At 39.3% G+C, this 21430-nt stretch carries 21 protein-coding genes; 1 reads left to right on the top strand and 20 read right to left on the bottom strand.

Features of this window, described 5'->3' with window-relative positions; translation table 11 throughout:
- Positions 1–177 precede the first annotated feature (177 nt).
- From bsdcttw_RS03200 to bsdcttw_RS03185, 4 genes are all read right to left on the bottom strand, one after another.
- Positions 178–558 carry a hypothetical protein gene (locus bsdcttw_RS03200; RefSeq protein ID WP_185257979.1) on the bottom strand — a complete coding sequence of 127 codons (381 nt, stop codon included), beginning with the start codon at positions 556–558 and terminating at the stop codon, positions 178–180.
- Between the two features lie 306 nt (positions 559–864).
- Entirely contained in the window at positions 865–1581 is a 717-nt protein-coding gene (locus tag bsdcttw_RS03195; RefSeq protein WP_185257978.1) for a sugar phosphate isomerase/epimerase family protein, read from the bottom strand.
- A gap of 40 nt (positions 1582–1621) precedes the next feature.
- Positions 1622–2587 (bottom strand): Gfo/Idh/MocA family protein, encoded by a 966-nt coding sequence (locus tag bsdcttw_RS03190; RefSeq protein ID WP_185257977.1) that lies wholly within the window; start codon positions 2585–2587, stop codon positions 1622–1624.
- A gap of 123 nt (positions 2588–2710) precedes the next feature.
- Positions 2711–3793 carry a Gfo/Idh/MocA family protein gene (locus bsdcttw_RS03185; RefSeq protein WP_185257976.1) on the bottom strand — a complete coding sequence of 361 codons (1083 nt, stop codon included), beginning with the start codon at positions 3791–3793 and terminating at the stop codon, positions 2711–2713.
- Between the two features lie 141 nt (positions 3794–3934).
- Here bsdcttw_RS03185 and bsdcttw_RS03180 point away from each other — a divergent pair, with 141 nt between their 5' ends.
- On the top strand, positions 3935–4825 hold the full coding sequence (locus bsdcttw_RS03180) for a helix-turn-helix transcriptional regulator (protein WP_185257975.1): 891 nt from the start codon (positions 3935–3937) through the stop codon (positions 4823–4825).
- A 205-nt stretch (positions 4826–5030) separates the two neighbouring features.
- On the opposite strand, the gene bsdcttw_RS03175 is transcribed toward bsdcttw_RS03180, so the two are convergent.
- The 16 genes from bsdcttw_RS03175 to bsdcttw_RS03100 all read right to left on the bottom strand — a co-directional run bounded on the left by bsdcttw_RS03175 (position 5031) and on the right by bsdcttw_RS03100 (position 21345).
- On the bottom strand, positions 5031–6170 hold the full coding sequence (locus bsdcttw_RS03175; protein WP_185257974.1) for a glycerate kinase family protein: 1140 nt from the start codon (positions 6168–6170) through the stop codon (positions 5031–5033).
- Between the two features lie 362 nt (positions 6171–6532).
- Entirely contained in the window at positions 6533–7510 is a 978-nt protein-coding gene (gene hypE, locus bsdcttw_RS03170; protein WP_185257973.1) for a hydrogenase expression/formation protein HypE, read from the bottom strand.
- 54 nt (positions 7511–7564) lie between these two features.
- Complete coding sequence (gene hypD, locus bsdcttw_RS03165; protein ID WP_185257972.1) at positions 7565–8602, bottom strand: hydrogenase formation protein HypD; 1038 nt, start codon at positions 8600–8602, stop codon at positions 7565–7567.
- Complete coding sequence (locus bsdcttw_RS03160) at positions 8571–8819, bottom strand: HypC/HybG/HupF family hydrogenase formation chaperone (protein WP_185257971.1); 249 nt, start codon at positions 8817–8819, stop codon at positions 8571–8573. The genes hypD and bsdcttw_RS03160 overlap by 32 nt, the downstream gene beginning before the upstream one ends.
- Before the next feature lie 124 nt (positions 8820–8943).
- Complete coding sequence (gene hypF, locus bsdcttw_RS03155; protein ID WP_185257970.1) at positions 8944–11256, bottom strand: carbamoyltransferase HypF; 2313 nt, start codon at positions 11254–11256, stop codon at positions 8944–8946.
- The gene (gene hypB, locus bsdcttw_RS03150) at positions 11226–11882 is read right to left on the bottom strand and encodes a hydrogenase nickel incorporation protein HypB (protein ID WP_185257969.1); all 657 of its coding nucleotides are present in this window, start codon (positions 11880–11882) and stop codon (positions 11226–11228) included. The genes hypF and hypB overlap by 31 nt, the downstream gene beginning before the upstream one ends.
- Before the next feature lie 189 nt (positions 11883–12071).
- Positions 12072–12413, bottom strand: a complete 342-nt coding sequence (hypA, locus tag bsdcttw_RS03145; RefSeq protein ID WP_185259678.1) for a hydrogenase maturation nickel metallochaperone HypA — start codon at positions 12411–12413, stop codon at positions 12072–12074.
- Complete coding sequence (locus bsdcttw_RS03140; RefSeq protein WP_185257968.1) at positions 12406–12744, bottom strand: 4Fe-4S dicluster domain-containing protein; 339 nt, start codon at positions 12742–12744, stop codon at positions 12406–12408. Before bsdcttw_RS03140 ends, hypA begins: the two co-directional genes overlap by 8 nt.
- Before the next feature lie 186 nt (positions 12745–12930).
- Positions 12931–14010 carry a hydrogenase large subunit gene (locus tag bsdcttw_RS03135; RefSeq protein ID WP_185257967.1) on the bottom strand — a complete coding sequence of 360 codons (1080 nt, stop codon included), beginning with the start codon at positions 14008–14010 and terminating at the stop codon, positions 12931–12933.
- Entirely contained in the window at positions 14007–14357 is a 351-nt protein-coding gene (locus bsdcttw_RS03130; protein ID WP_185257966.1) for an NADH-quinone oxidoreductase subunit C, read from the bottom strand. Before bsdcttw_RS03130 ends, bsdcttw_RS03135 begins: the two co-directional genes overlap by 4 nt.
- An 8-nt stretch (positions 14358–14365) precedes the next feature.
- Positions 14366–14815 (bottom strand): NADH-quinone oxidoreductase subunit B family protein, encoded by a 450-nt coding sequence (locus tag bsdcttw_RS03125; protein ID WP_185257965.1) that lies wholly within the window; start codon positions 14813–14815, stop codon positions 14366–14368.
- 79 nt (positions 14816–14894) lie between these two features.
- The gene (locus bsdcttw_RS03120; RefSeq protein WP_185257964.1) at positions 14895–15755 is read right to left on the bottom strand and encodes a respiratory chain complex I subunit 1 family protein; all 861 of its coding nucleotides are present in this window, start codon (positions 15753–15755) and stop codon (positions 14895–14897) included.
- Entirely contained in the window at positions 15755–17665 is a 1911-nt protein-coding gene (locus bsdcttw_RS03115) for an NADH-quinone oxidoreductase subunit 5 family protein (RefSeq protein WP_185259677.1), read from the bottom strand. Before bsdcttw_RS03115 ends, bsdcttw_RS03120 begins: the two co-directional genes overlap by 1 nt.
- Before the next feature lie 453 nt (positions 17666–18118).
- Positions 18119–19123: a helix-turn-helix transcriptional regulator gene (locus tag bsdcttw_RS03110; RefSeq protein WP_185257963.1), complete on the bottom strand. Its 1005-nt coding sequence runs from the start codon at positions 19121–19123 to the stop codon at positions 18119–18121.
- A gap of 610 nt (positions 19124–19733) precedes the next feature.
- On the bottom strand, positions 19734–20858 hold the full coding sequence (locus bsdcttw_RS03105) for a DUF4825 domain-containing protein (protein ID WP_185257962.1): 1125 nt from the start codon (positions 20856–20858) through the stop codon (positions 19734–19736).
- Positions 20842–21345, bottom strand: coding sequence for an RNA polymerase sigma factor (locus bsdcttw_RS03100; RefSeq protein WP_185257961.1), 504 nt, complete (start codon positions 21343–21345; stop codon positions 20842–20844). Before bsdcttw_RS03100 ends, bsdcttw_RS03105 begins: the two co-directional genes overlap by 17 nt.
- Between the last annotated feature and the right edge of the window lie 85 nt (positions 21346–21430).

The raw sequence follows: 21430 nt of genomic DNA, 5'->3' as shown, positions 1-21430 counted from the left end.
ACAGGCAAATTTAAGCCTACACGATTGTAAGGAGATGCACCCCATATCCGAAAGAAACTATGTGGTGCCTTTACACTTATCTCCATCAAAGGTGCAGGCTTAATATGCATATTATTATGTTTTATTATGATTCATTATGAAAATCTGTCAAGGTAAATCTTGATATTCCGTCTAATTTTATGCCGAATATCTGGTATTTCTCTCCGTTCTCAACACATAATTCTTAGCATCTTCTATTCTGCTAAGCGTTAAGTGATATCCCCCTTCCAGGATTCCTCTGGTCGTAAAATAGACTTTCATTCGCTCACTTAAGTCTTTTACCAGCTCATTAACGGAATTATACTCAGAAAGGCTTATTTCTTCCAGTAGACTGAGTGTCTGTTTGATACCCTCAAGCTGCTTTTCATAAATTGTCAGGTTTCCATGGTAGGTAAAATTCTTAATTACTCTCTCGCTATGTTCCTTGTGAGAGATATCAATATGTTCATTGATTTCGTTTATTAGGTCATTCAATTCTATTCGCAAAATATCTACATATTTATTTAATTTTCGTACCATATTTTGACTCCTTTCATAGGATGGAATACCATTAAATATATACTGGTAAGGTTAGTGTATATCACTTTAATCTTAGCATAATTAAACAGCTGTTACAATGTTTATATCATTAGTTTATAATTATTTAACAAATTTTAGCACAGCAATACATAATTTGTTTTAAATTATTTATAAATAATTCTTGGAATCTTTATGATATAAGTAAATATATCCAAACTTTTAAATTACAAAAATCCCCATGAGCTTTCTGTTAATACTACCAGTAAACTCATGGGGTTAAAAGTAAGTTGCTTTTCTGTTATATCTTTATATCTGGCTTAAGAAATCATAGTCATTTTTAATGCTGTCCCAAATAGGTTTGTCATATTCCTCATGTTCCAGTACAAAGTGAGTTGCATATTCTGCTGTGTCTTTGATTGCTTTCATATCAATGCAGCCTTCAGACATATCAACATTTTCTTTTGCTTCGTTAATCTGCTTCATATGAATCAGCTCGATTTTCTTGCCTAACCTTTTAATGTAAGTAAGGGGATCTACTCCTGCATAGGCGGCCCAGAATACATCCAGTTCCAATATAACATCATCGTTAGTGTACTCTGCTAATAGATCTAAAGCATACTTTCCATCAAGTACTTCAAACTCATGGGCATGATTATGGTAGCCTACCTTAATGCCGCTGCCTGCTGCCTGCTTTGCCGCATTATTTAATACTTCTGCCAATTCCTTGACCTCTTCAACACTCTTTAAAGGGGCATAAGGGCATATAATGTATTTTGAACCAATGGTCTTGTGATATTCCAGTTCCTCTAAGAAGCTGTCTCGAATCCTTTCAGCACCAACATGTGCTCCCACGGAATAGAGATTATTCTCTTTTAAGAAAGCTGCCATCTCATCAGCTGACAATCCGCCATAACCTGCAAATTCCACGCCCTGAAAACCAACCTCTGCCACTTTAGCTACTGCTGTTTTATAGTCCTTTTCTGTCTCTGTATGAACAGAATAAAGCTGTATTGCAATATCCATAGATACACTCCATCCTTTCTGTAAATTATATTAGTAAATCCTAGCTTATAGCTGTTTTCTTTCCGGTAGCTTGTGATCCATAAGCTGCTTCCATCATCTTTGTAAGAGTAATGGATGACTCGATACCGAAATCCTCCATACCCTCTGTCTGGCCTTTTGCCCACATAACTAACGGAGAAGGAAGTGTTTCAGGTAATTGCTCGGGAGTAACCCATTTGCCTTCTGTCTCTGTTGTGGCATAACGGATATTTTCTCCAATGATAAGAGTTCCTTTTGTACCACTGATTTCTAAGATAGCAGGAGTGTAACGGGATACAAAACCTGTCTCTGAGACACCAATAGCCCCATCTGCGAATTCTATTAAGGAAACTGCATTATCCTCCACACCATGTCCTGTCAGTTCCGTAAAGAGTGACTGAACGCTTACCGGGGTTCCAAGAATCCATGCTAATAGATACATAGGATGAGCACCTAAATCAATCATGGCACCTCCGCCGCACTGTTCCCTGTTATAAAAATGCTCCGGCAGCCAATCGCCAATGCTTCCGTCATGAACATTTCTCATTCTGGCATAGGTAATACGTCCAAGGCTTCCCTTTTCAACCAGTTCTTTGGCAAATCGGAAGCTGCTATCACACTTTTTAACTAAAGAAAGTGTGATGTCACTGCCCTGACTGTCAAGTGCTTCTTTTATTTCCAAACAGTCTGCGGTGGTAAGAGCAAGAACTTTCTCACTGAATACTTTCTTTCCCGCTTTTACAGCTTTTATGATAAGTTCTTTATGCATGGAGGTTGGAGCGGTAATTACTACACCGTCAATCTCTTTATTTGCCAGAAGCTCATCATAGTTCTTATAGAAAGCTGCCTGGAACTTTTCGGCATAGCTCTTTCCTCTTTCCTCTTCTTCATCCCAGACAGCTACAACCTTACTGTCAGTCTTTTCAATTATTTCTTTGGTATAGCCTTCTGCATGAACGTGCCAGTAACTAATTATTGCTATATTCATTTTAACAACCTCTCTCCTCATATCGGATTTAGTAACAGAACCTTCTATATATAATATAAGAAGGTTCTGATCACAGTATCTTATTCATCCCGCTAGCAGTATACGCTACACTTCAATTAATCCTTAATCAAAGTATACCGGCTGACCAGTCTTAGCGGAGGTATAGATAGCTTCCAGAATTTCAGAAACTACACAAGCCTGCTCGGGTTTTACAACTACTTCTGTATCATTCTTAACAGCATCAATCCAACGTCTTGCTTCTACTTCAGCAGGATTATCGGAGATACCTTCATAGAAAGCTACGCCACCGCTGGATAAATCCGGCTTAATCTCAACTAATCTGTTAAACTCACCTTTATTAATGGTAACGCCGCCTTTAATCTGTGCTCCTGCATCTGTACCGCAAAGAACGGTACTACCTTCCGGAATAGGCTCAATGGTATTCAATGCCCAGCTGGATTCCAGGATGATAGTTGCTCCGTTTTTCATTACGATAAAGCCGAAAGCGGAATCTTCCATGGTGTTTTCTCCTTCTTTCCAGCCGCCCCAAGGATTGCCGCATTCCGGATTGTTTACTTTCTTATACTTTGTTCCTACAACCATTTTAGGCTCATAGTTATTCATAAGATATAAAGTTACATCCAGGGAGTGGGTTCCGATATCAATTAAAGGTCCGCCGCCCTGCTCATATTCATTTAAGAATACACCCCAATTAGGTGTTCCTCTTCTTCTTACGGCATAGGCTTTCGCAAGATAAATCTCTCCTAAATCTCCTCTTTCGATAACACTCTTTAAGTAGATTGATTCCGGTTTATGTCTGTGCTGATATCCAATGGTTAATTTCTTGCCTGTTTCTTTTGCTGCTGCAACCATTTTTCTTGCATCTTCTGCAGTTTTTGCCATAGGCTTCTCGCACATTACATGCTTACCTGCATGAAGGGAATCGATAGATATCGGTGCATGGGAACGGTTAGGGGTGCAAACATGAACTACTTCGATTTCCGTATCCTTTAACAGTTCCTGATAATCCGTATAAACCTTAGCGTCAGGTGTGCCGTATTTCTCCTTTGCCTTAATTGCTTTTTCCTCTACAAGGTCACAAAAAGCAACCATTTCTACATCGGCCAATTTGCTTAAGGAAGGCATATGTTTTCCATTTGCGATGCCGCCGCAGCCAATAATTCCAACTTTAACTTTTCTCTCCATCTTAGTTCTCCTTTATTTAAATTATATTTGTTGATTTTACTTAAATATAGCATAACTTCATTATCCATGATATAATAAATACACAAAAAAATATCAAAAATTTGTCCTAATTAATTTAACCATAAAAAAAGGAGTGCAGTTTTGGAACAAGCTTATTATATAGAAAAACGTAATCCCAATGCCGAGCTTCCTCTGCAGTTCAGCGTACATACCCAGGAAAAAATCGGCTCCGGTGTGATGGTCAATGCCCATATACATAATTATATCGAAATACTTTATGCACAAGCCGGCCAGTTTCATATTCTTTTAAACAGCAGGGATTATCCTTTTGCTGCCGGTGATATGGTGCTTATCAACTCCAATGAGATACACAATGTCTTTGCCTTGGATGAAGGGTTGAATCAATATATCTGTATTAAATTTGAACCTGAGATGCTCTATACTTCTCAATCTCTGCTGGAGATAAAGTATCTGATGCCATTTATACTAAACGAGTCCACCCACCAGAAGATCTTTACGGAAGAAGAAATCAAAGCAACTATCCTCCCTTCCATTCTACACAATATCAATACGGAATATACAGAAGCCCGTTACGGCTTCGAGCTTGCCATAAGGGCAGATATCCTGAACTTATTCCTATATATTTTAAGAAACTGGCATGCTCATAATATCGACCTTAATATTGATGTGCCCATTAACAAGGAGATGGAAAAGCAGTTAAAAAAGGTCTTTGATTATATGGAAGAAAATTATCAGGAAGATATTACAGCAAGAGAAATGGCTAAGTACTGCAATATGAGCTATAGTTATTTTTCCAGAATGTTTAAGAAGATTATGAAGAAAAGCTTTAAGGAATATCTGACCTATGTACGTATCTCCAAGGCTGAAAAGTTACTAATCAGCACCAATAGCTCCATTACCGAGATTGCTTTAGAGACCGGCTTTACAACTTCCAGTTATTTCATCAGCCAGTTTAAGAATTTAAAGAGTATCAGTCCGAAGCAATACCGGATGAACTATAAGAAAGATTAGAAAGGGACTCTTGCAAAATAGCTAATTTACTCTTTTGAAAGGACTGGGTGTATACTAATACATTTGGCTGCATTTCCCTCGCTCGTTCAAAACGCTCCGCTTCACAAGAAGAGCTCGGCCAGTCTACGCGAAATGTATTAGTATACACCCAGTCCTGTTATAAAGTTTATTATGGCTATTTTGCACAGCCCTTTACTCTTAATCTTTAGTACTCCACATGTTTCTCCAGCAGCCGAAATACCTGTTCTGTGGTATCTCTCAGGTTCTCTGTCGCATTAACAGGATCCATAGCTTCTTCCAGAGTAGTAACGCCTCTTACAACAGGGAAAAATGCATCGATTCCCAAGAAATTGCATATTGCTGCTTCTTTGGTAACACTACCGGCGAAGGCGATAACCTTCTTATGATACTTCTTTGCTAAGGCGGCCACTCCCACTGGAGCCTTTCCCATGCCAGACTGTCCGTCAAGGCGTCCTTCACCGGTTATTACATAGTCTGCTTCTTTTATTTCCTCTTCCAGATTCACCGCTTTCATAACCATCTCTATTCCAGGCATCAGCTGTCCTTTTAAATAAGCCAGGAAACAGAAGCCTAACCCTCCGGCTGCCCCCGCTCCCGGATGCTCTGAATAATCCTTACCCGTATATTCCTTTGTAAGAGCCGCATAATTTCTCATTCCTGCCTCCAGCTCCTTTAAGTTATCCTCGGTGGCTCCCTTTTGAGGACCATAGATATAAGTTGCACCAAGAGGGCCGCATAAAGGATTATTTACATCACAGGCTATATGAAAATGACATTCTGCTATTTGAGGTAGTACCTTCTCACCGGATATTCTGGCGATCTTTATTAAACTGCCTCCGCCTTCTCCTGCCAATTCGCCATTTTCTTGAAAGAATTCATACCCTAAGGCCTTTAACAGTCCGATACCGCCATCATTGGTAGCACTGCCGCCAATTCCTATCAAAAACTCTACGCATCCCTTTTTCATGGCATCTATAATCATTTCTCCAACACCAAAGGTCGAAGCTGCCAGTGGGTTCTTATCCTTGCACAAAGTAATGCCTGCAGCCTGTGCCATCTCCATAACCGCTGTTTTACCATCCGGAAGAATTCCGTACATTGCTTCTATGGGATTTCCCATGGGACCGGTTACTTTTACACGAATTTGTTTTCCCTTTAATTCATTGATCAGCGCCTCTGCTGTTCCTTCACCGCCGTCCCCCAGGGGTTTTACAACCACATCGGCATTCTCACGGACTTTTCTTATTCCTTCCCGTACCGCCTCTCCGGCTTGCAGGGAAGTCAGACTTCCTTTAAAGGAATCCATTGCAACTACAACCTTCATACTCTATCTCCTGTTTAATACTTTTATAAAAACAAATCTTAGTATTCCTGAATCCATAGTTAAAATACTTTCTGTTTCCAACCCGTGCATGTTACTTTATTTTATAGAATATCGTCCCTGCCAGACATGAGGGGTATTCAATCCCATACTTAAGAACATTATAACAGCTTTTTTATCACATGCAAATTCTCTCCACATTTCTGCCTGAATTCTTCTCCTATTAGTGGCCTGAATCTTTGCAGCTATGGTTTTCTCCCACAGCCCTCCTTAAGAACTACCCTTTTCTCTATAAGACATACACTTTTAGCAGCTAATCAAAAAAAGGCCTCCCGATATGGGAGGTCAATTCTGAAATTTCTATTCTAACAAATCCTTGGAAGTCCTTCTCCATACAACACATCAATCACACGATTTCCTCCAAAGGGTGTTGCCATTATAACCTTGGTGCCGTTCTCTATCTTACCGATGATAGCAGCATTTTCACCATACTTAGAAGCTTTCATTACTTGCAGGGCTTTATCGGCATCCGCCTTTGGAACCACGGCAATCAACTTTCCTTCATTTGCCATATAAAGAGGGTCAAGACCAAGTATATCACAAAAGCCTTCTACCTGAGGGCTGACAGGAAGTGCCTTCTCCTCTATTACTACTTTACAAGCAGAAGAAGAGGAAACTTCATTTAAAACAGTAGCAAGACCTCCTCTGGTTACATCCCTCATGCAGTGAATGTCGATTCCAGCTGCTATCAAGTTCAAAACAATTTCTTTTAAGGGTGCGCAGTCACTCTTAATGTCGTTCTCTATTTCCATACGGTGTGACATAATAGCCGCATGATGTTCTCCCAGATTACCGGATAGAAGAATAACATCCCCTTCCTTGCAGGAGGAAATACTGATGCCTTCTTTTTCTATTTCACCAATGCCCGAGGTATTAATGTAGATACCTCCTTTTCCTTCAATCACCTTGGTATCTCCCGCTACGATCTGCACGCCTGCTTCCTTAGCTGTCATGGCCATAGAAGCAGCTATCCGCTCCAACTCATTAAGGTCCGCCCCTTCTTCTATAATAAAGCCGGTTGTTAAGTATTTAGGATTGGCTCCCATCATTAAAAGATCGTTAACCGTCCCGCAGACTGCAACCTTTCCGATATCTCCGCCTTTAAAAAACATCGGGGTTACTACAAAGGAATCCGTGGTAAAGGCAATCTTTTCTTTTACCGTAAGGACTGCGCTATCCTCCATCTTTTCCAAAGTCGGATTGGAAAAATGCTTTACGAAAACTTCATTTATGAGACTAGTGGTCTGTTTGCCACCGCTTCCATAGGACATATCAATATGCATTTTAACCCCTTTCAAAGCCGTAGTTGAAAAACAGCTTTTTCTTCTCTATATGAATTAACGGTTTTTATACCAAATACCGCAGGCTCCTTCTGAAGATACCATACAAGGACCCAAGGCATCCATCGGTGTACATCTCTTACCAAAAGCCGGGCATTCTATCGGCTGGATTCTTCCCAATATAACATCTGTACAACTGCAGCCCTTCGGTAAAGTTTCTTCTACAAAAGCTTCTTCACTTCCTGCGTCGTACTTCTGGAACTCTTCCTTGAGCCTAAGCCCGGAACCCGGTATTGTACCAATTCCTCTCCAATAAGCATCACAGGGTTCAAAATATTTCATTACAGCACCAAAAGCTTTTTCATTTCCTTCTTCCTTTACAGCACTGGTGTATAGGTTCTTCATTTTGAAATCCCCGGTAGTTATCTGAGTCATGATCTCATAAACAGAAGCCAGGATATGCTCTCCCTCAAAGCCGGTTACAACAAAAGGTTTCCCATATTTTTCTGCCAGAGGTTCATACACCTTACTGCCAATAATAACACTCACATGCCCAGGGCATAGAAAGCCATCAATTTCCTCCTGCTCACAAAGATAGGAAAGAGCAGGAATTATTGTTTTGACTGCGATAAGAAGCTTTAAATTCTGTATATTTTCTTTTTCCATTTCCTCTAGGAGGATGGTGTAAAGAGGTGCCGTTGTCTCGAATCCGACTGCCGCAAAAATATAATTTATCTGTGGGTTTTCTTTTGCCAGGGCAAGAGACTGCAGAGGGGAGTAGAGATAATTTATCTTCCCGCCTAACGCTTTTGCCTGTGTAAGAGAGTATTTACTCCCACGTACCTTCATCATATCCCCAAAGGTAAGCACCTGATAATTTTCTTTTAAAGAGTAGTCTACCAGCTTATCAATATAAGCCGAGGGAGTTACGCATACAGGGCAGCCAGGACCGGATATCAGCCTGATTTCCTCCGGCAGTATGGAACGGATTCCCGCTTTGAAAATACTTGCGGTATGAGTTCCGCATACCTCCATTATCTTGATTGTTCTTCCTTTATAACCTTTAAGTTCTTTCGTTACCTGTTCCAGCGTCATCTCTCATAACCTCTTCTAATTCTGCAAAGATATCTATCATTTCCTGTGCTGCTTCTGTCTGAACCACTTCAATGGCAAAGCCTGCATGGATAAGAATATAATCGCCTAATTTGGCATCCACAAGACTGATATTTGCCTCAAATACATTACCCATAATATCTGCTTTGGCAGTATCACCATGTATCTCAATTATTTTTCCCGGTATTGCTACGCACATAATTACCTCCGATTCTGCGCTTATTGCCGTATATAAACACTTATAGGTGCACAATATCTACAAGCCTGTTTGCTATATATTAAGTTTCTGCTGCTGGTTAAACAGGTACAACCTCTGCGTTAAGTTATGAAAGCTGACCCTTGGCAGCCCTTTCTAACCCTATAAAGGTCTGTCCCAGGCTGATACAGCCGTCTCCAGGCGGAACAGCCTCGTTGCGATAGACACTAAAACCCTCTTCTTCCAATAGCATCGTAACCTTTTCTAAGAGAAGCGTATTTCCAAATACCCCTCCGCTTAATGCTATGTCATTTATATTTTCTTTTCTCTTTACTTCTTTACATAGAGTAAGAATCGCTTCTGCAACGGCATAATGAAAGCCCAGAGCCAGTGCTTCTTTCTTTTCATACTCCTTTAGCCGCACCAGTTCTTTGAGAACAGGTGCCGGATCCAGCAGGTACATTTCTTCATCCTTCGTTACTGCAAATTGCAGGCAGGCAGGCTCAATCCCATTGATAAGAGCCTTTCTTGCTTCCTGTTCCAGCATTATAGCGGCTTCAGCCTCATACCGGTTCTCCTTGCAGATTCCAAGAAGCGCTGATACTCCATCAAACAATCTTCCCATACTGGATGTGAGATAGGTATTCGTTCCTGACTTTAGCGCTGCTCTTATAACCGCTGTTCGCTCATCGGGCAGAGAAGTCTCAAGACCTTCCTGTAACAGATAGCACAGGGCAAGCTTCTTAGCATCCTTTAAGGAGGCATCCCCTCCTATCAGAGAAGTATAGCGCAGATGTCCTATCCTTGTAAAGTCTCCGCCTTCACAAACCAGAAACTCACCGCCCCATACATTTCCATCCGGACCATAGCCGGTGCCGTCAAAAGCAATTCCTAATACTTTACCCTTTAAGCGGTGTTCAGCCATAACCGATGCTATATGAGCATGATGGTGCTGCACCTGTAACAGGGGAAGCTTTAACCTCCTGGCAAATTCAGAAGAGAAATAACCCGGGTGCAGATCACAAACCGCCAGCATTGGAGCTATACCAAGAAGTTCTTTTAAATCCACGAAGGAGTTCTCATATTCCTTCAGAATATCATACTCTTCTAAATCCCCGAAGTACTGTGAAACCACCGCTCTGCCTTCTTTGTAAAAACAAAAAGCTGCTTTTAAATCACCACCAGCGCAAAAAATATCAGGCCCCTGTCCTTCCATCAAAATAGGAAAAGGCACGTATCCCCTGCTCCTTCTAATTATCTGAGGTTTTCCCATAGTTACTTTTACTACAGAATCATCCACAGAGCGAAGTATCTTCCTGTCATGATATAAAATACCGTCCAAATATTCACTTCCAACTTCAAATATCTCTTTCTCCTCTTTTATGATAGGTTTGCCGGAATCATTGGCACTGGTCATTATAAGGGGTCCAAGCATTCTAGTTAAAAGCAGTTGAATAGGGGTATAGGGAAGAAAAGTCCCCAGGTAAATACTTTCACCGCTGACCTCGTCCGCTATTTTACGCTTCTTTTCATAAAGGAGTACAATAGGTTTTGCTTTACTAAGTAGGAGTCGCTCTTCTTCTTGGGTAACTTCTGCATATTCTTTCACCATATTTATATCCGGAAAGCACAGGGCAAAAGGTTTCTTTTCCCTGCCTTTTAGCAGTCTGAGTCTTTTTACTGTCTCAGGTAAGAAGGGTGAGCAGACATAATGGTATCCGCCGATTCCTTTTACTGCAACAATACCGCCGTCTCTCAACACAGCCACTGCATTCTGAAAAGCATTTTCCTCTTTCCCACTCTCTATGCTGCCGCACAAGTTCTTGCTCTTTGCAGCTTTCCAGAAGAGCTGAGGGCCACAGGCCTTACAGGAAATAGTTTCAGCATGAAAACGTCTTTCCCCCGGTGAAGTATATTCTTCCCCACATTCTTCACACATGGGAAATTCCTGCATTACCGTAGTCTGCCTGTCATAAGGTGTTTGTTTCAATATGGTATATCTGGGTCCGCAAGCTGCGCAGCTAATGAAGGGATGCCGATATCTTCTGTTCTTCTCATCCAGCACTTCTTTCGCACACTTATCGCAAAGTCCGATATCCGGTGTCAGAGAAAAGGTATGAAGGCTACTGGCACTTGCTTTAATAACAAATCCCTCATTCAGATTCTCTTTCGAAAGCTCCTCTTCTTTGAGCTCCTCTTCTTCCACTCCATGAATTTCATAATCTTTATCCTTATCATTTTTAAGTTCTAACAGGAATCGACTAAGAACCTCTTCCGGTGCTTTCGCAATAATCTCAACAATTCCACCTAGATTGCAGACATTTCCTTCCACTCCCAGCCGAACTGCCAATGAATGTACAAAAGGGCGGAATCCCACCCCTTGTACCAGACCATATACTAAAAAACGCTTTATAAGTTTTCCTTCTTTTCCTTTATCCACTTCACAACTTCCTCATAACCTTCTCCGGTCTTTGCAGATACCTTAACAACAGGAGCGGTCTTATTCTGGGCACGAACGCCTTTTAAGAAGAATTCTTCATCAAAATCCACATAAGGTATTAAATCACACTTATTTAACAGGATAATATCTGCTTTTTCAAAAGCCAGAGGATATTTATAGGGCTTATCACTGCCTTCTGTCACAGTGGAAATTAACAGTTTGACATGCTCTCCAATCTGGAATTCCGCAGGGCACACAAGATTACCAATATTCTCGATAAATAATACTCCGGATTCCAAAGGTAATTCCCCGGCTGCCTTCTCAATAAGGGGAGAATCCAGATGGCAGGCTCCTCCGGTATTGATCTGAATTGCTTCCACACCAAGAGACTGCAGAAGTTTTGTGTCAAAATCAGCTTCAATATCTCCTTCGATTACATAAGAAGTAATTCCGGACAGGCCCTTTATAATCTGAACCAGTGAAGAAGTCTTACCAACACCCGGTGCTCCCATCACATTCACCGCAAAGATACCTTTCTTCGTGAAGTTTTCCTTGGTCTGAGCAGCTACTTCATCGTTTTTATCATAAACTGCTTCCATAATTTCAATTTCTTTTGTTTCTACCATCACAACCTCCAAACTGCTAAGTAAGAAAAATGCTTTCTATTTTTCTTATTAATCTCCATGCTCATGTAAACACAATCGGTGCTGCAGGTATTCTGCCTGCCGGGAATACCCCAACAGACAGTAAGCCCGCCGCACCTCCTTGATTGCTTTTCAATTTAGAATAATTAAGTATTTCACTTAGTTAACTACTTAACTTATCTCTATGGATTTTAAGTAGAATTCCTTTCCTATCTCCGTAGGTTCTCCTTCACCCTTGCAATTGGGACATTCAAAAGAAAAAGGCTTTCTCTCAAAATATTCCCCACAGGAAGCGCACTTTAATTTCGGTTTTACTCTTTCGATATTAAGTACTGCCTTCTCACAAAGGGTGCCTTCTGCAATAATCTCAAAGTACAGGTTAATGGAATCCCCTACATAACCGGAATAATCACCTACTACCAGATTAATGACCTCAACCTGGCTTGCACCATGTTCTTTTGCATATTTTTCAGCCATTTCAATAATGTGCTGTGTAATGGGATACTCATGCATTGCTGAACTTATCCTTTGATTCGCCATAGGACGGCACTGTGTAATTATTATTCATATCCAGGCATTTCTTAGGGCATACCTCTGTGCAATAGCCGCATTGTATACACTTTAACCTGTCAATCCCCCAGGCGGTCGAAGCTTTATCAACCTGGATAGCTCCTGTTGGGCAGCGTCTTTGGCACATACCGCAATAAATACACTGCGGCATATCAATATCTATCTTTCCCCTGGTGCGCTCAAACTTCTCTTTTGTCTTTATTGGATATAAAGTCGTATAAGGACCATGGAACAAGCTCTTAAACAGGGTTTTTGACATATTAAGTATGGCCATATAATTCACTCCATTCTGTTTTGATTCCTAATCATTCGTTCACTTGCATAAAGCACAATCTGTCTGTGAATTATGTCTTTCAATAAGTCACTCTAATAACTATGCACTTTTCAATACACCGCAAGTTTGTGCCGAGGATTTCCCAGGCACATACTTGCCTGTGAAAATTGTACTTTAATTTTCACATTATCTCTCTGTACAGCTTATGCAAGGATCTATTGTAAGGACAAGGATAGGCACATCTGCAAGAGCACATCCTTTTAAGGTTTCCAAAAGTGCCGGTACATTTGCAAAAGTCGGTGTTCTGACCCTTACTCTGTCAAGGAATTTTGTACCGTTTGCTTTTGCATAATAAATTACCTCTCCTCTTGGTTGTTCTATTCTTGTAAAGTACTCTCCATTGGGATTTCCTACTACTTTTGTCTTAACATCCCCGTCCGGTATCAGGCTGATTGCCTGTCTTATCAAATCGATAGACTGGAATACCTCCTTGATACGCACTGTGGTTCTTCCATAGGAATCACCATCTGTATCAATAATAGGCTGAAAATTCAAATACTTATAAGCTGCGTAGCCCTGAGTTCTCATATCGATAGAAACACCGCTGGCTTTTGCCATAGGTCCTACCGCTCCAAGGTCGTAAGCTAACTGCTTGGAAAGCACGCCTACACCCTTTGTACGATATTGTACGGAAGAATCCTTAAAGAATACTGTCACCAGTTCTGTAAGTTCCTTCTCGATTATATACATGGTTTCATTTATCTTCTTTAATGTCTCATTACTGATGTCTTTTCTGACACCGCCGATATCACATACGGAAAAAATAACTCTTCCGCCGGTGGTTTCTTCAAATATATCAAGCACACGTTCCCTCAAGCGCCAGGAATGCATGAAAAGACTCTCAAAGCCAAAAGCATCTGCTAACAGTCCGAGCCATAAAAGATGACTGTGCATTCTGGAAAGTTCTGCCCAGATAGTTCTTAAATATTCTGCTCTGTCAGGAATCTTAACGTCCATTATACTCTCGATAGACATGCAATATCCCATTCCATGCATAAAAGAACAGATACCGCAGATTCTTTCAGCAACATAGGTGTATTGCTGAAAATCCTTCTTCTCTACCAGTTTCTCAAGACCTCTATGGATATATCCGATCTGCGGAATTGCTTCTACAACAGTCTCATCCTCCAACACCAGATCCAGGTGAATCGGCTCCGGTAATACCGGATGCTGAGGCCCAAAGGGGATTATCGTACGTTCACTCATGCCTTCTCCTCCTTCTTCGCAAATGGTGTTTCAACCGCTATCCTATAAAACTGATTGTTAAAATCAATGGACATATTTCTGAACTTTACACCAAATAATTCTTTAATTTCATTTTCATAGATAAAAGCATAGGAATATAGAGAGCCGATACTATCCATTTCAGTTTCGTTATTAATCTCTAATCTGAGATTAATAAAATCATATTCTTTATCAAAGGAATAGGTAAGTTCTATGCCTTCTGCTTTTACGGTAGAAGAAATCGCAACCAGGCGGTATCCTTCATGCTTTAACTGTACAGCATGGGAGAGGAGATCTCCGGTCTGTATCGCTTTTATATTCTGTTCCATTTTTTACCTCATTTCTTTGCTGTAACCTTTTTCTCATTCAGAGCTTTCTGCTTCTCTTCCAAAACTGCCAGGGCTTTTACTACTCCGTCAATAATGGATTCAGGACGAGCTGCGCAACCAGGTACATATACATCAACAGGCAATACCTTGTTTACACCGCCAACAATATTATAACAGTCAGCAAAAATCCCTCCGGAGGTAGCACAGATACCAACTGCTACTACAACCTTAGGCTCAGGCATCTGCTCATAAAGCTGCTTAACAATAGGTATATTCTGCTCATTAACACTTCCTGTTATTAAGAGTATATCTGCATGTTTGGGATTACCGGTATTTATAATACCGAATCTCTCCACATCATACAGAGGGGTAAGACAGGCAAGCACTTCAATATCACAGCCGTTACAGCTGGAGCCGTCATAATGTAATATCCACGGTGATTTCTTAACAAAATTCATAAGAACCTCTCTTTTCATTCGTGCAGCGTTTTATACGTTTCAAGATAAATGAAATGCTGCACTAACAATATTCTATCTGTTATTTAAAATAAGACAGTATGATTAAATTCAGGGAACCTAAAATGGCAGTAACCAGCCATGCTGATTTTAATGCAATGTTCCATTTTACTCTGGCAAATCCGTTGTCGATTAAAATCTCCAGGAAGTATATCAGTAAGCAGGCAACGATGCCGACTACAATACTGATAGGATTTTTGGTAGCAAAGAACAAGTATACAAATGCAAGGGCTACGATTTCTTCATACCAGTGTGTTACTTCAATCACAGCCAGGTCCCTGCCGGAATATTCCGTTGTAATACCCTGTACAATCTCCTGGTGCCCGTGATGAGACATACTAAAATCAAAAGGAGATTTTCTTAATTTGAAGGTCAGAATAAATACAAAACCAATAAACATACCGGGCAGATATAAAATTGCCGGATTATCACTCTTTACAATGTCAGATACAAAGAAACTTTTATCTGCAAGATAAAAACCAATACCAGTTAAAAGCACCATAGGTTCGTATGCCATTACCTGTAACAGTTCTCTTTCAGAACCCACCAGACTGTAAGGTGAGTTAGATGCATAACCGCCAAGGATAAAAAGAACGGACCCAAGCGTTAATGCAAATACTGCAAGCAGGATATCTCCTCCTACCAAGAGAATAACAGTAGTCAATATGACAAATATCAATGACAGGTATACATAGAATCTATGCATAAGATTAACTTCAATCGCTTCCTTCTGTAAAAGCTTTAATACATCATAGAAGGGTTGAAGAACCGGCGGGCCTTGTCTGCCTTGCATTCTTGCAGTTATTACCCGGTCAATACCGGTGAGCAATCCACCTACAAGAGGTGCTAATATTATTATGGCTAAAATTTTAATTATTAACATTATTTTGCAAACCCTCCGATTAGAAGTATTAAACCAAATACAAGGACAAGAACAGCTATGATATTTCCATAAAACAGCATCTTCTTACTGTCAAAATACTCGGTAAGATACCAGTTGCGCAATTCAACCTTACGATTTTGTCCCAGACTGCCATGGAAGGTTTCATTGTCTCCGGTATTTTCGCCTGCCATATAGATAGGTACGATACGCCTCTTATCTTTTTTATAGAGGGGAATGAAACTAATCGGTATGATAATTAACATAGCAAGCATTATCATCATGAGGTTTATGTCGCTGGTACCAATGGGTATCGTTGCATTTTTCCCAAAGAGGTCTGTAAGATAAGGAACTAATGCATAATCTGATATAAATGGAAATGCAAAACAGGATACTACTACTAATAATGCATGAATTGTTATCGGAAGTTCCTCATGCAAGGAAATCTTATGATCTTTCTGATGCTTCTTATTGGATCCGGAAACCAGTTTTCCCATCCACTTTGTCCAGTAGAATAAGGTAACAGCACTTCCGTAAGCAATTACTACAACGGATAATATATGTTTGGAATCGATAAATGCTTTCATAGCAACCCATTTGGAGATTAACATACCAAAAGGAGCTAAGAACATACCGGCTATTCCTACAAACATAAACAAATTTAATTTTCTGGATACTTCTGCCAAAGTGCCCATATCTTCTACATTACGGCTTCCTATCTGATGTTCGATGGAGCCAACACAGAGGAACATAAGGGACTTTGAGGATGCATGGAATATGATAAGCAGAATAGCTGCCCATAAAGCTTCCTGGCTGCCGATACTGGCACAGATAACAATAAGTCCTAAGTTTGCTACTGTTGAGTAAGCAAGTATCTTCTTACCGTCGCTCTGGGTTACGGCTGCTAAGGAACTAAGCAGGAATGTTACACATCCAATGCCTGTAACAGCTATTCCAACGGGTGAATCTCCAAGTAAAGGAGCTAATCGGATAATCAGATAAACACCGGCCTTAACCATGGTTGCTGAGTGAAGCAAAGCAGAGGAAGGGGTTGGCGCTACCATGGCTCCAAGAAGCCAGGAGGAAAAAGGAAATTGTGCGGACTTTGTAAGAGCTGCCAGCGCAAGTAAAAATACCGGTATCATAACCGCAGCTTCCGGCTGCATGGATGTTAATACGGATAATTCTGTTGTCTGATAGTGAATTCCTACAAATACAATTGCGATAGCAAAAGCAACTCCACCGCCTAAGTTTATGGTAAGTGCACGGTATGAATTGTTTTTTGCTTCTTCTGTTCTCGTATATCCGATCAGCAAGAAGGAGCAAAGAGATGTAATCTCCCAGCAAAAATACAGCCAGGTCATGTTATTGCTTATTACTAGGCCAAACATAGCTCCTAAAAATAAGAATAACACGGATAAAAAGAAAGATTTTCTTTCCTTAAATTCCGTATGATGATGGTGGTAATCCTTCATGTAGCCAACTGCATAGATACAAATAAGACTACCAATGATTCCTACAATAAGCACCATGATTCCGGTCAGCTTATCGTAAACCATATCGTTTGCAACCTCTATTGCATGTCCTTTGGTAAGCTCGAACCACAAAGTAAGAGGTGTCTGGATAATAGAGAATACCGTTACAAGGTATTTCTTATCTCTGATACTTATTGTGATAACATATACCGCTATCAGAACTTCTAAAAGCATTATGAGGTATGAAATTGCCTCTTCTCCCTTATAAGAGAAGGTAATTCCGTTCTGGAAATATTTTACCGTAACCAGTACGGATAACAGGGCGACACAGACTGCCCCGAGTGTAACAATAGCACCTCTTACTTTTTCGTTTCTAATAAGAAAGGTTAAAACAGCTATTGCTAATGGAAATAAAATGAGTGTGGTAATTAAGTTCATATTTGTCACCTTGTCGTCATTTTTTGGGCCTGTCATAATAAACAGAGTTATAACGCACCTCTTACTATAACTTCCCTTTTTGCATCACTTTATACGTGATTATGTCTAATTATACACCTATTCACTTTACAATGCAAAGATATTGTTTACTTTTTGCATAAAATTTTAAGATTTTATATGAAATTTTTAGTCTAATTGTTTAATTTTTAACAAATTAAAATGAATTATTGTGTATACACTTTTTATCTTTTTGCAGATTAATTATTATTTTATATCGGAGCAGTATTAATACCACCTCAATTGAAGCTGCTCCTATCTTCTCCAATATAAATATAAAATAAAATATTAACAATATTATTTCCAATCAGCTAAGTGAAAAAACTCCGAATTGAACATTTTACATCTCAATTCGGAGCTTTTATATTTATTTCTGATTGATATCTGCTTCATATATTAAATACTTTCTTTCGCTGCTGCAACTTCTTTCATACTTATATCTGAAGTAGAACTACTGCTATCCTCTTCCTCAAAAATCCTTGGATAATCTTCCCCTACTGATTTATCCATTTCTTCCAGTACCTTATCCTGCTTGGTTATCGCATAAAGGCAGCGCATCTGGTTGTAAATCTCTTTTGCCTCTTCATAATGTTCCTTTTTATAAAGTAATTTAAATTTCATAAAATACAATCCTGGTAAAAATCGAAGACTATTTTCCCGTATGGAAAAATTAATACCTTTTTCAATCAATTGTTCCGCTTTTTCAAATTTTTCTTCATTAAAAAGCTGATAGCTTATGTTGTAAAGCGTGTTCTGATACACCTTCTTTGAAAACTGTGAGGCCTGATACATAGGATACGGTGATGCCAGAACATAGTTTTCCACCACATACAACAAATCAAATAATATCTTGCTTCCAATATCTTCTCTGCCCAGCGAAATATAATCCAATCCCATACAGTTCAAAATGGCTAATCCAACATTAGAATAGGTACTCTTAGTTATGGTATCCAATGAAAACACAGGGTCCTCTACCATAATTCCCTTCAGGCAATGATTTAATGAAGTAGTATAATCCTGTTCATAAGCAGCCTCAAGAGATTTTGCATAACAGATACGCTGAAAATTTTCACCTGAACTAAAATCCTTATGCTTTTCATACTTTTCAATAAGTCGTTTTAATAGATTAATATCCATTGCTTCTATTGCTTTGTTAAATTCTTCTCTACCCTCAAACCCAATAATTGTTTTTACTGAAAAATACGTTTTAAAATATTCATTAAGATCCATATTAAACTTTATTGATAATTGGTTCAACAAATAAAGAGACGGCTCAAAATCCCCTTTCTCAATCCGGTAAATCTGCTTCGGAGTACAAATATCCTTCGCCAGCTGTTCTCTCGTCAAACCTCTGGATTCTCTTAATTCTCTTAAAAATACACCAAAATGTTCATAACTCATACGTCTCACCTCAAGAAATGAGGACATAAATGTCCATTTATTTCTACACTACAAAGTGTTATAATTTCACTAAGTTAAAGATACTTCTTATAAATTTCCATTTTAAATAAGTATCACTTATAATATATTTATAATAAGGCATAAAATCGTACTATTTTTATAACCCCTCTATAAATATAATTCCATTTTATGCCTTATTACTAATATATACTACTGTAATAGTAATGTCATGTCAAGTAAAATCCAGCATTTACCATCTGAAAGCTTTATTCATCTTTTTGAGAAGAATGGATTTAGGAACAGGCATTTCGTACGATTGCTGGTTGGATGAAAGAAGTTACCCGACAGTACCAATATCAATCAATTATCTCGTATACATTTCAGTAATTCTGATTTTATGGAAAAGCTGATTCATCTTTCGTAAAAGTATCTAGTACCTCCTACGTACATAGAACTTGAAATTACAGAGCCCGCATTCTTTGACTACAAGGAAGATTTACAGACTAAACTGTATGCCTTGAAGAATAAAGGTTTCAATCTTTCCATTAATAAAATATTTAAGAGACCGGAAACCATCTAAAAATAAAGGTTTTCGGTCTCTTAATTTTTCTTACTGTTCTATGCCTATGGTATATAGAAGCGCCTGTACCTCCGCTGCAGAGTCTGCATAACTCTTAATATTTTTGCCAAGAAGTTTCGAAGCATCTTCTTTGGTTATCTTGTTTATTACCATATTTTCCTGTTTATTATCTACTACCGTGTATTTCCAACTTACTTCACTTAGATTATCAATTAAGGCCAGCATGCACATGGCATATTTTTTCATAGTATCATCAAAGTCAGCCTGATGTTCTTTCTTGATAGCATCCTCAAATAGTAATGTGTAGCCATAGGGTTCAGACTTTGTTTGTAATTCATTCTTAAAGTTTCCCAGAACCCATGCTACTCTAAGATCTATTAAGATCTTTCCATCAGAAGAGATATCCCCTACATAGGGATTCTTATGTTTAAATAGCGTATTCGCTAATAAACCGGGTTCTGTATTTCCCCATGGCTGATAGGTCTTTACCCAGGTCTCCGCCTCTGTATTTGCAGCAGTCAGTTCTTTATTGCTGCTCCAGATTAAGGTCTTTTTAGCCTGCCCATCATCATACCCGGTAAGTCCTTCATACAGATATATATTCTTAATGCCGCTCATCTTGGTATCGAATTCCCATCGACTGTAATTGTTCGTACTTTCTGTAAAGTCACCTTCCACCGTTTTCTGCTTAAGCTGCAGCTTGTTTGTTTTCAGGGTGATGTAGATGTTACCCTTATACTCAAACCAGTCTACTCCCTTTGCATTAATTTCCTCGGAGACTTTCAAGGTAAAATATACATTAGAGTTTGACAACTGGCTTAGGTTCCCAACTGTTATCTCCTCGTATTTCACTGCTCTGGTGGTAAAAGAATAACAAAGCACAGCTATTCCCAATATACCAATCATCGCCATAATGAATATTCCTGAGAATAAAGCTTTGGTCTTTGATTTTTTCCAGCGGGAAGATATCTTTTTTATTACTTCTTCTTCCTGTCTTTCCACTGCTGATATCTCTCGCTGATAATCCTCCAGTTCCCTCTTACAGTCCTCGCAGGTCTTAATATGCTCCTCCACCGCTTTTTTACTATCCTCACTGCATACGCCATCTATATAAAGAGGCAGCAGGTCTTTTATAATCTCACAGGTCTTTTCCATCTTCAGGCTCCTCCAATAATGTTCTAATCATCTTTTTGCTGCGATAAAAAGTGACTCTGGCCCAGCTCTCTGTCTTATCGAATAAATTTGCTATCTGTAAAAAAGATAATTCACCAAATACCCTTAAGGTAAAAACTTCCTTATATGGTTCTTCCATTCCATGAAGATGTTTATGAATTGCAAATACCATCTCCTTGTCTTCCAGCTTAATAATGAAGTCTTTACTATCCGGGATCTGTTCCAAGTCCTCAAAGGGTTCAAATCTTTCTTTTTTACAGTAAGTAAAGTAACTGTTCTTAGCAATCTGGCATAACCAGGTACTGATTCTGGATTCTCCCCGAAACCGGTCTATATTTTTTAATGCCTTATAAAAGGTCTCCTGGGTTATTTCTTCCGAAATAGACTGGCTGCCGCACATACCAAGAATATAGGCATATACGGTCTTAAAATACTCCTTATAGATCCGGTCGAAATCCAAATTCTCCACTTTTTATCACCTCTTTTCTTCCTGTTACATAGATTAGACCATTAAAGCCCCCATTCGTTACAAACTTTTTTAATTTTTTTACAGA

It is taken from the genome of Anaerocolumna chitinilytica (genome assembly GCF_014218355.1).
In the GTDB taxonomy this organism is placed as follows: domain Bacteria; phylum Bacillota; class Clostridia; order Lachnospirales; family Lachnospiraceae; genus Anaerocolumna; species Anaerocolumna chitinilytica.
The sequence above is the reverse complement of the archived record's forward strand: the minus strand, read 5'-3'. Positions and strand labels throughout refer to the sequence as shown.

Coding starts and splice junctions, on each gene's coding strand:
- bsdcttw_RS03200 (WP_185257979.1), bottom strand. CDS start 558: ATGGTACGAAAATTAAATAAATATGTAGATATTTTGCGAATAGAATTG.
- bsdcttw_RS03195 (WP_185257978.1), bottom strand. CDS start 1,581: ATGGATATTGCAATACAGCTTTATTCTGTTCATACAGAGACAGAAAAG.
- bsdcttw_RS03190 (WP_185257977.1), bottom strand. CDS start 2,587: ATGAATATAGCAATAATTAGTTACTGGCACGTTCATGCAGAAGGCTAT.
- bsdcttw_RS03185 (WP_185257976.1), bottom strand. CDS start 3,793: ATGGAGAGAAAAGTTAAAGTTGGAATTATTGGCTGCGGCGGCATCGCA.
- bsdcttw_RS03175 (WP_185257974.1), bottom strand. CDS start 6,170: ATGAAGGTTGTAGTTGCAATGGATTCCTTTAAAGGAAGTCTGACTTCC.
- hypE (WP_185257973.1), bottom strand. CDS start 7,510: ATGCATATTGATATGTCCTATGGAAGCGGTGGCAAACAGACCACTAGT.
- hypD (WP_185257972.1), bottom strand. CDS start 8,602: ATGACGCTGGAACAGGTAACGAAAGAACTTAAAGGTTATAAAGGAAGA.
- bsdcttw_RS03160 (WP_185257971.1), bottom strand. CDS start 8,819: ATGTGCGTAGCAATACCGGGAAAAATAATTGAGATACATGGTGATACT.
- hypB (WP_185257969.1), bottom strand. CDS start 11,882: ATGGTAGAAACAAAAGAAATTGAAATTATGGAAGCAGTTTATGATAAA.
- hypA (WP_185259678.1), bottom strand. CDS start 12,413: ATGCATGAGTATCCCATTACACAGCACATTATTGAAATGGCTGAAAAA.
- bsdcttw_RS03140 (WP_185257968.1), bottom strand. CDS start 12,744: ATGGCCATACTTAATATGTCAAAAACCCTGTTTAAGAGCTTGTTCCAT.
- bsdcttw_RS03135 (WP_185257967.1), bottom strand. CDS start 14,010: ATGAGTGAACGTACGATAATCCCCTTTGGGCCTCAGCATCCGGTATTA.
- bsdcttw_RS03130 (WP_185257966.1), bottom strand. CDS start 14,357: ATGGAACAGAATATAAAAGCGATACAGACCGGAGATCTCCTCTCCCAT.
- bsdcttw_RS03125 (WP_185257965.1), bottom strand. CDS start 14,815: ATGAATTTTGTTAAGAAATCACCGTGGATATTACATTATGACGGCTCC.
- bsdcttw_RS03120 (WP_185257964.1), bottom strand. CDS start 15,755: ATGTTAATAATTAAAATTTTAGCCATAATAATATTAGCACCTCTTGTA.
- bsdcttw_RS03115 (WP_185259677.1), bottom strand. CDS start 17,665: ATGAACTTAATTACCACACTCATTTTATTTCCATTAGCAATAGCTGTT.
- bsdcttw_RS03110 (WP_185257963.1), bottom strand. CDS start 19,123: ATGAGTTATGAACATTTTGGTGTATTTTTAAGAGAATTAAGAGAATCC.
- bsdcttw_RS03105 (WP_185257962.1), bottom strand. CDS start 20,858: ATGGAAAAGACCTGTGAGATTATAAAAGACCTGCTGCCTCTTTATATA.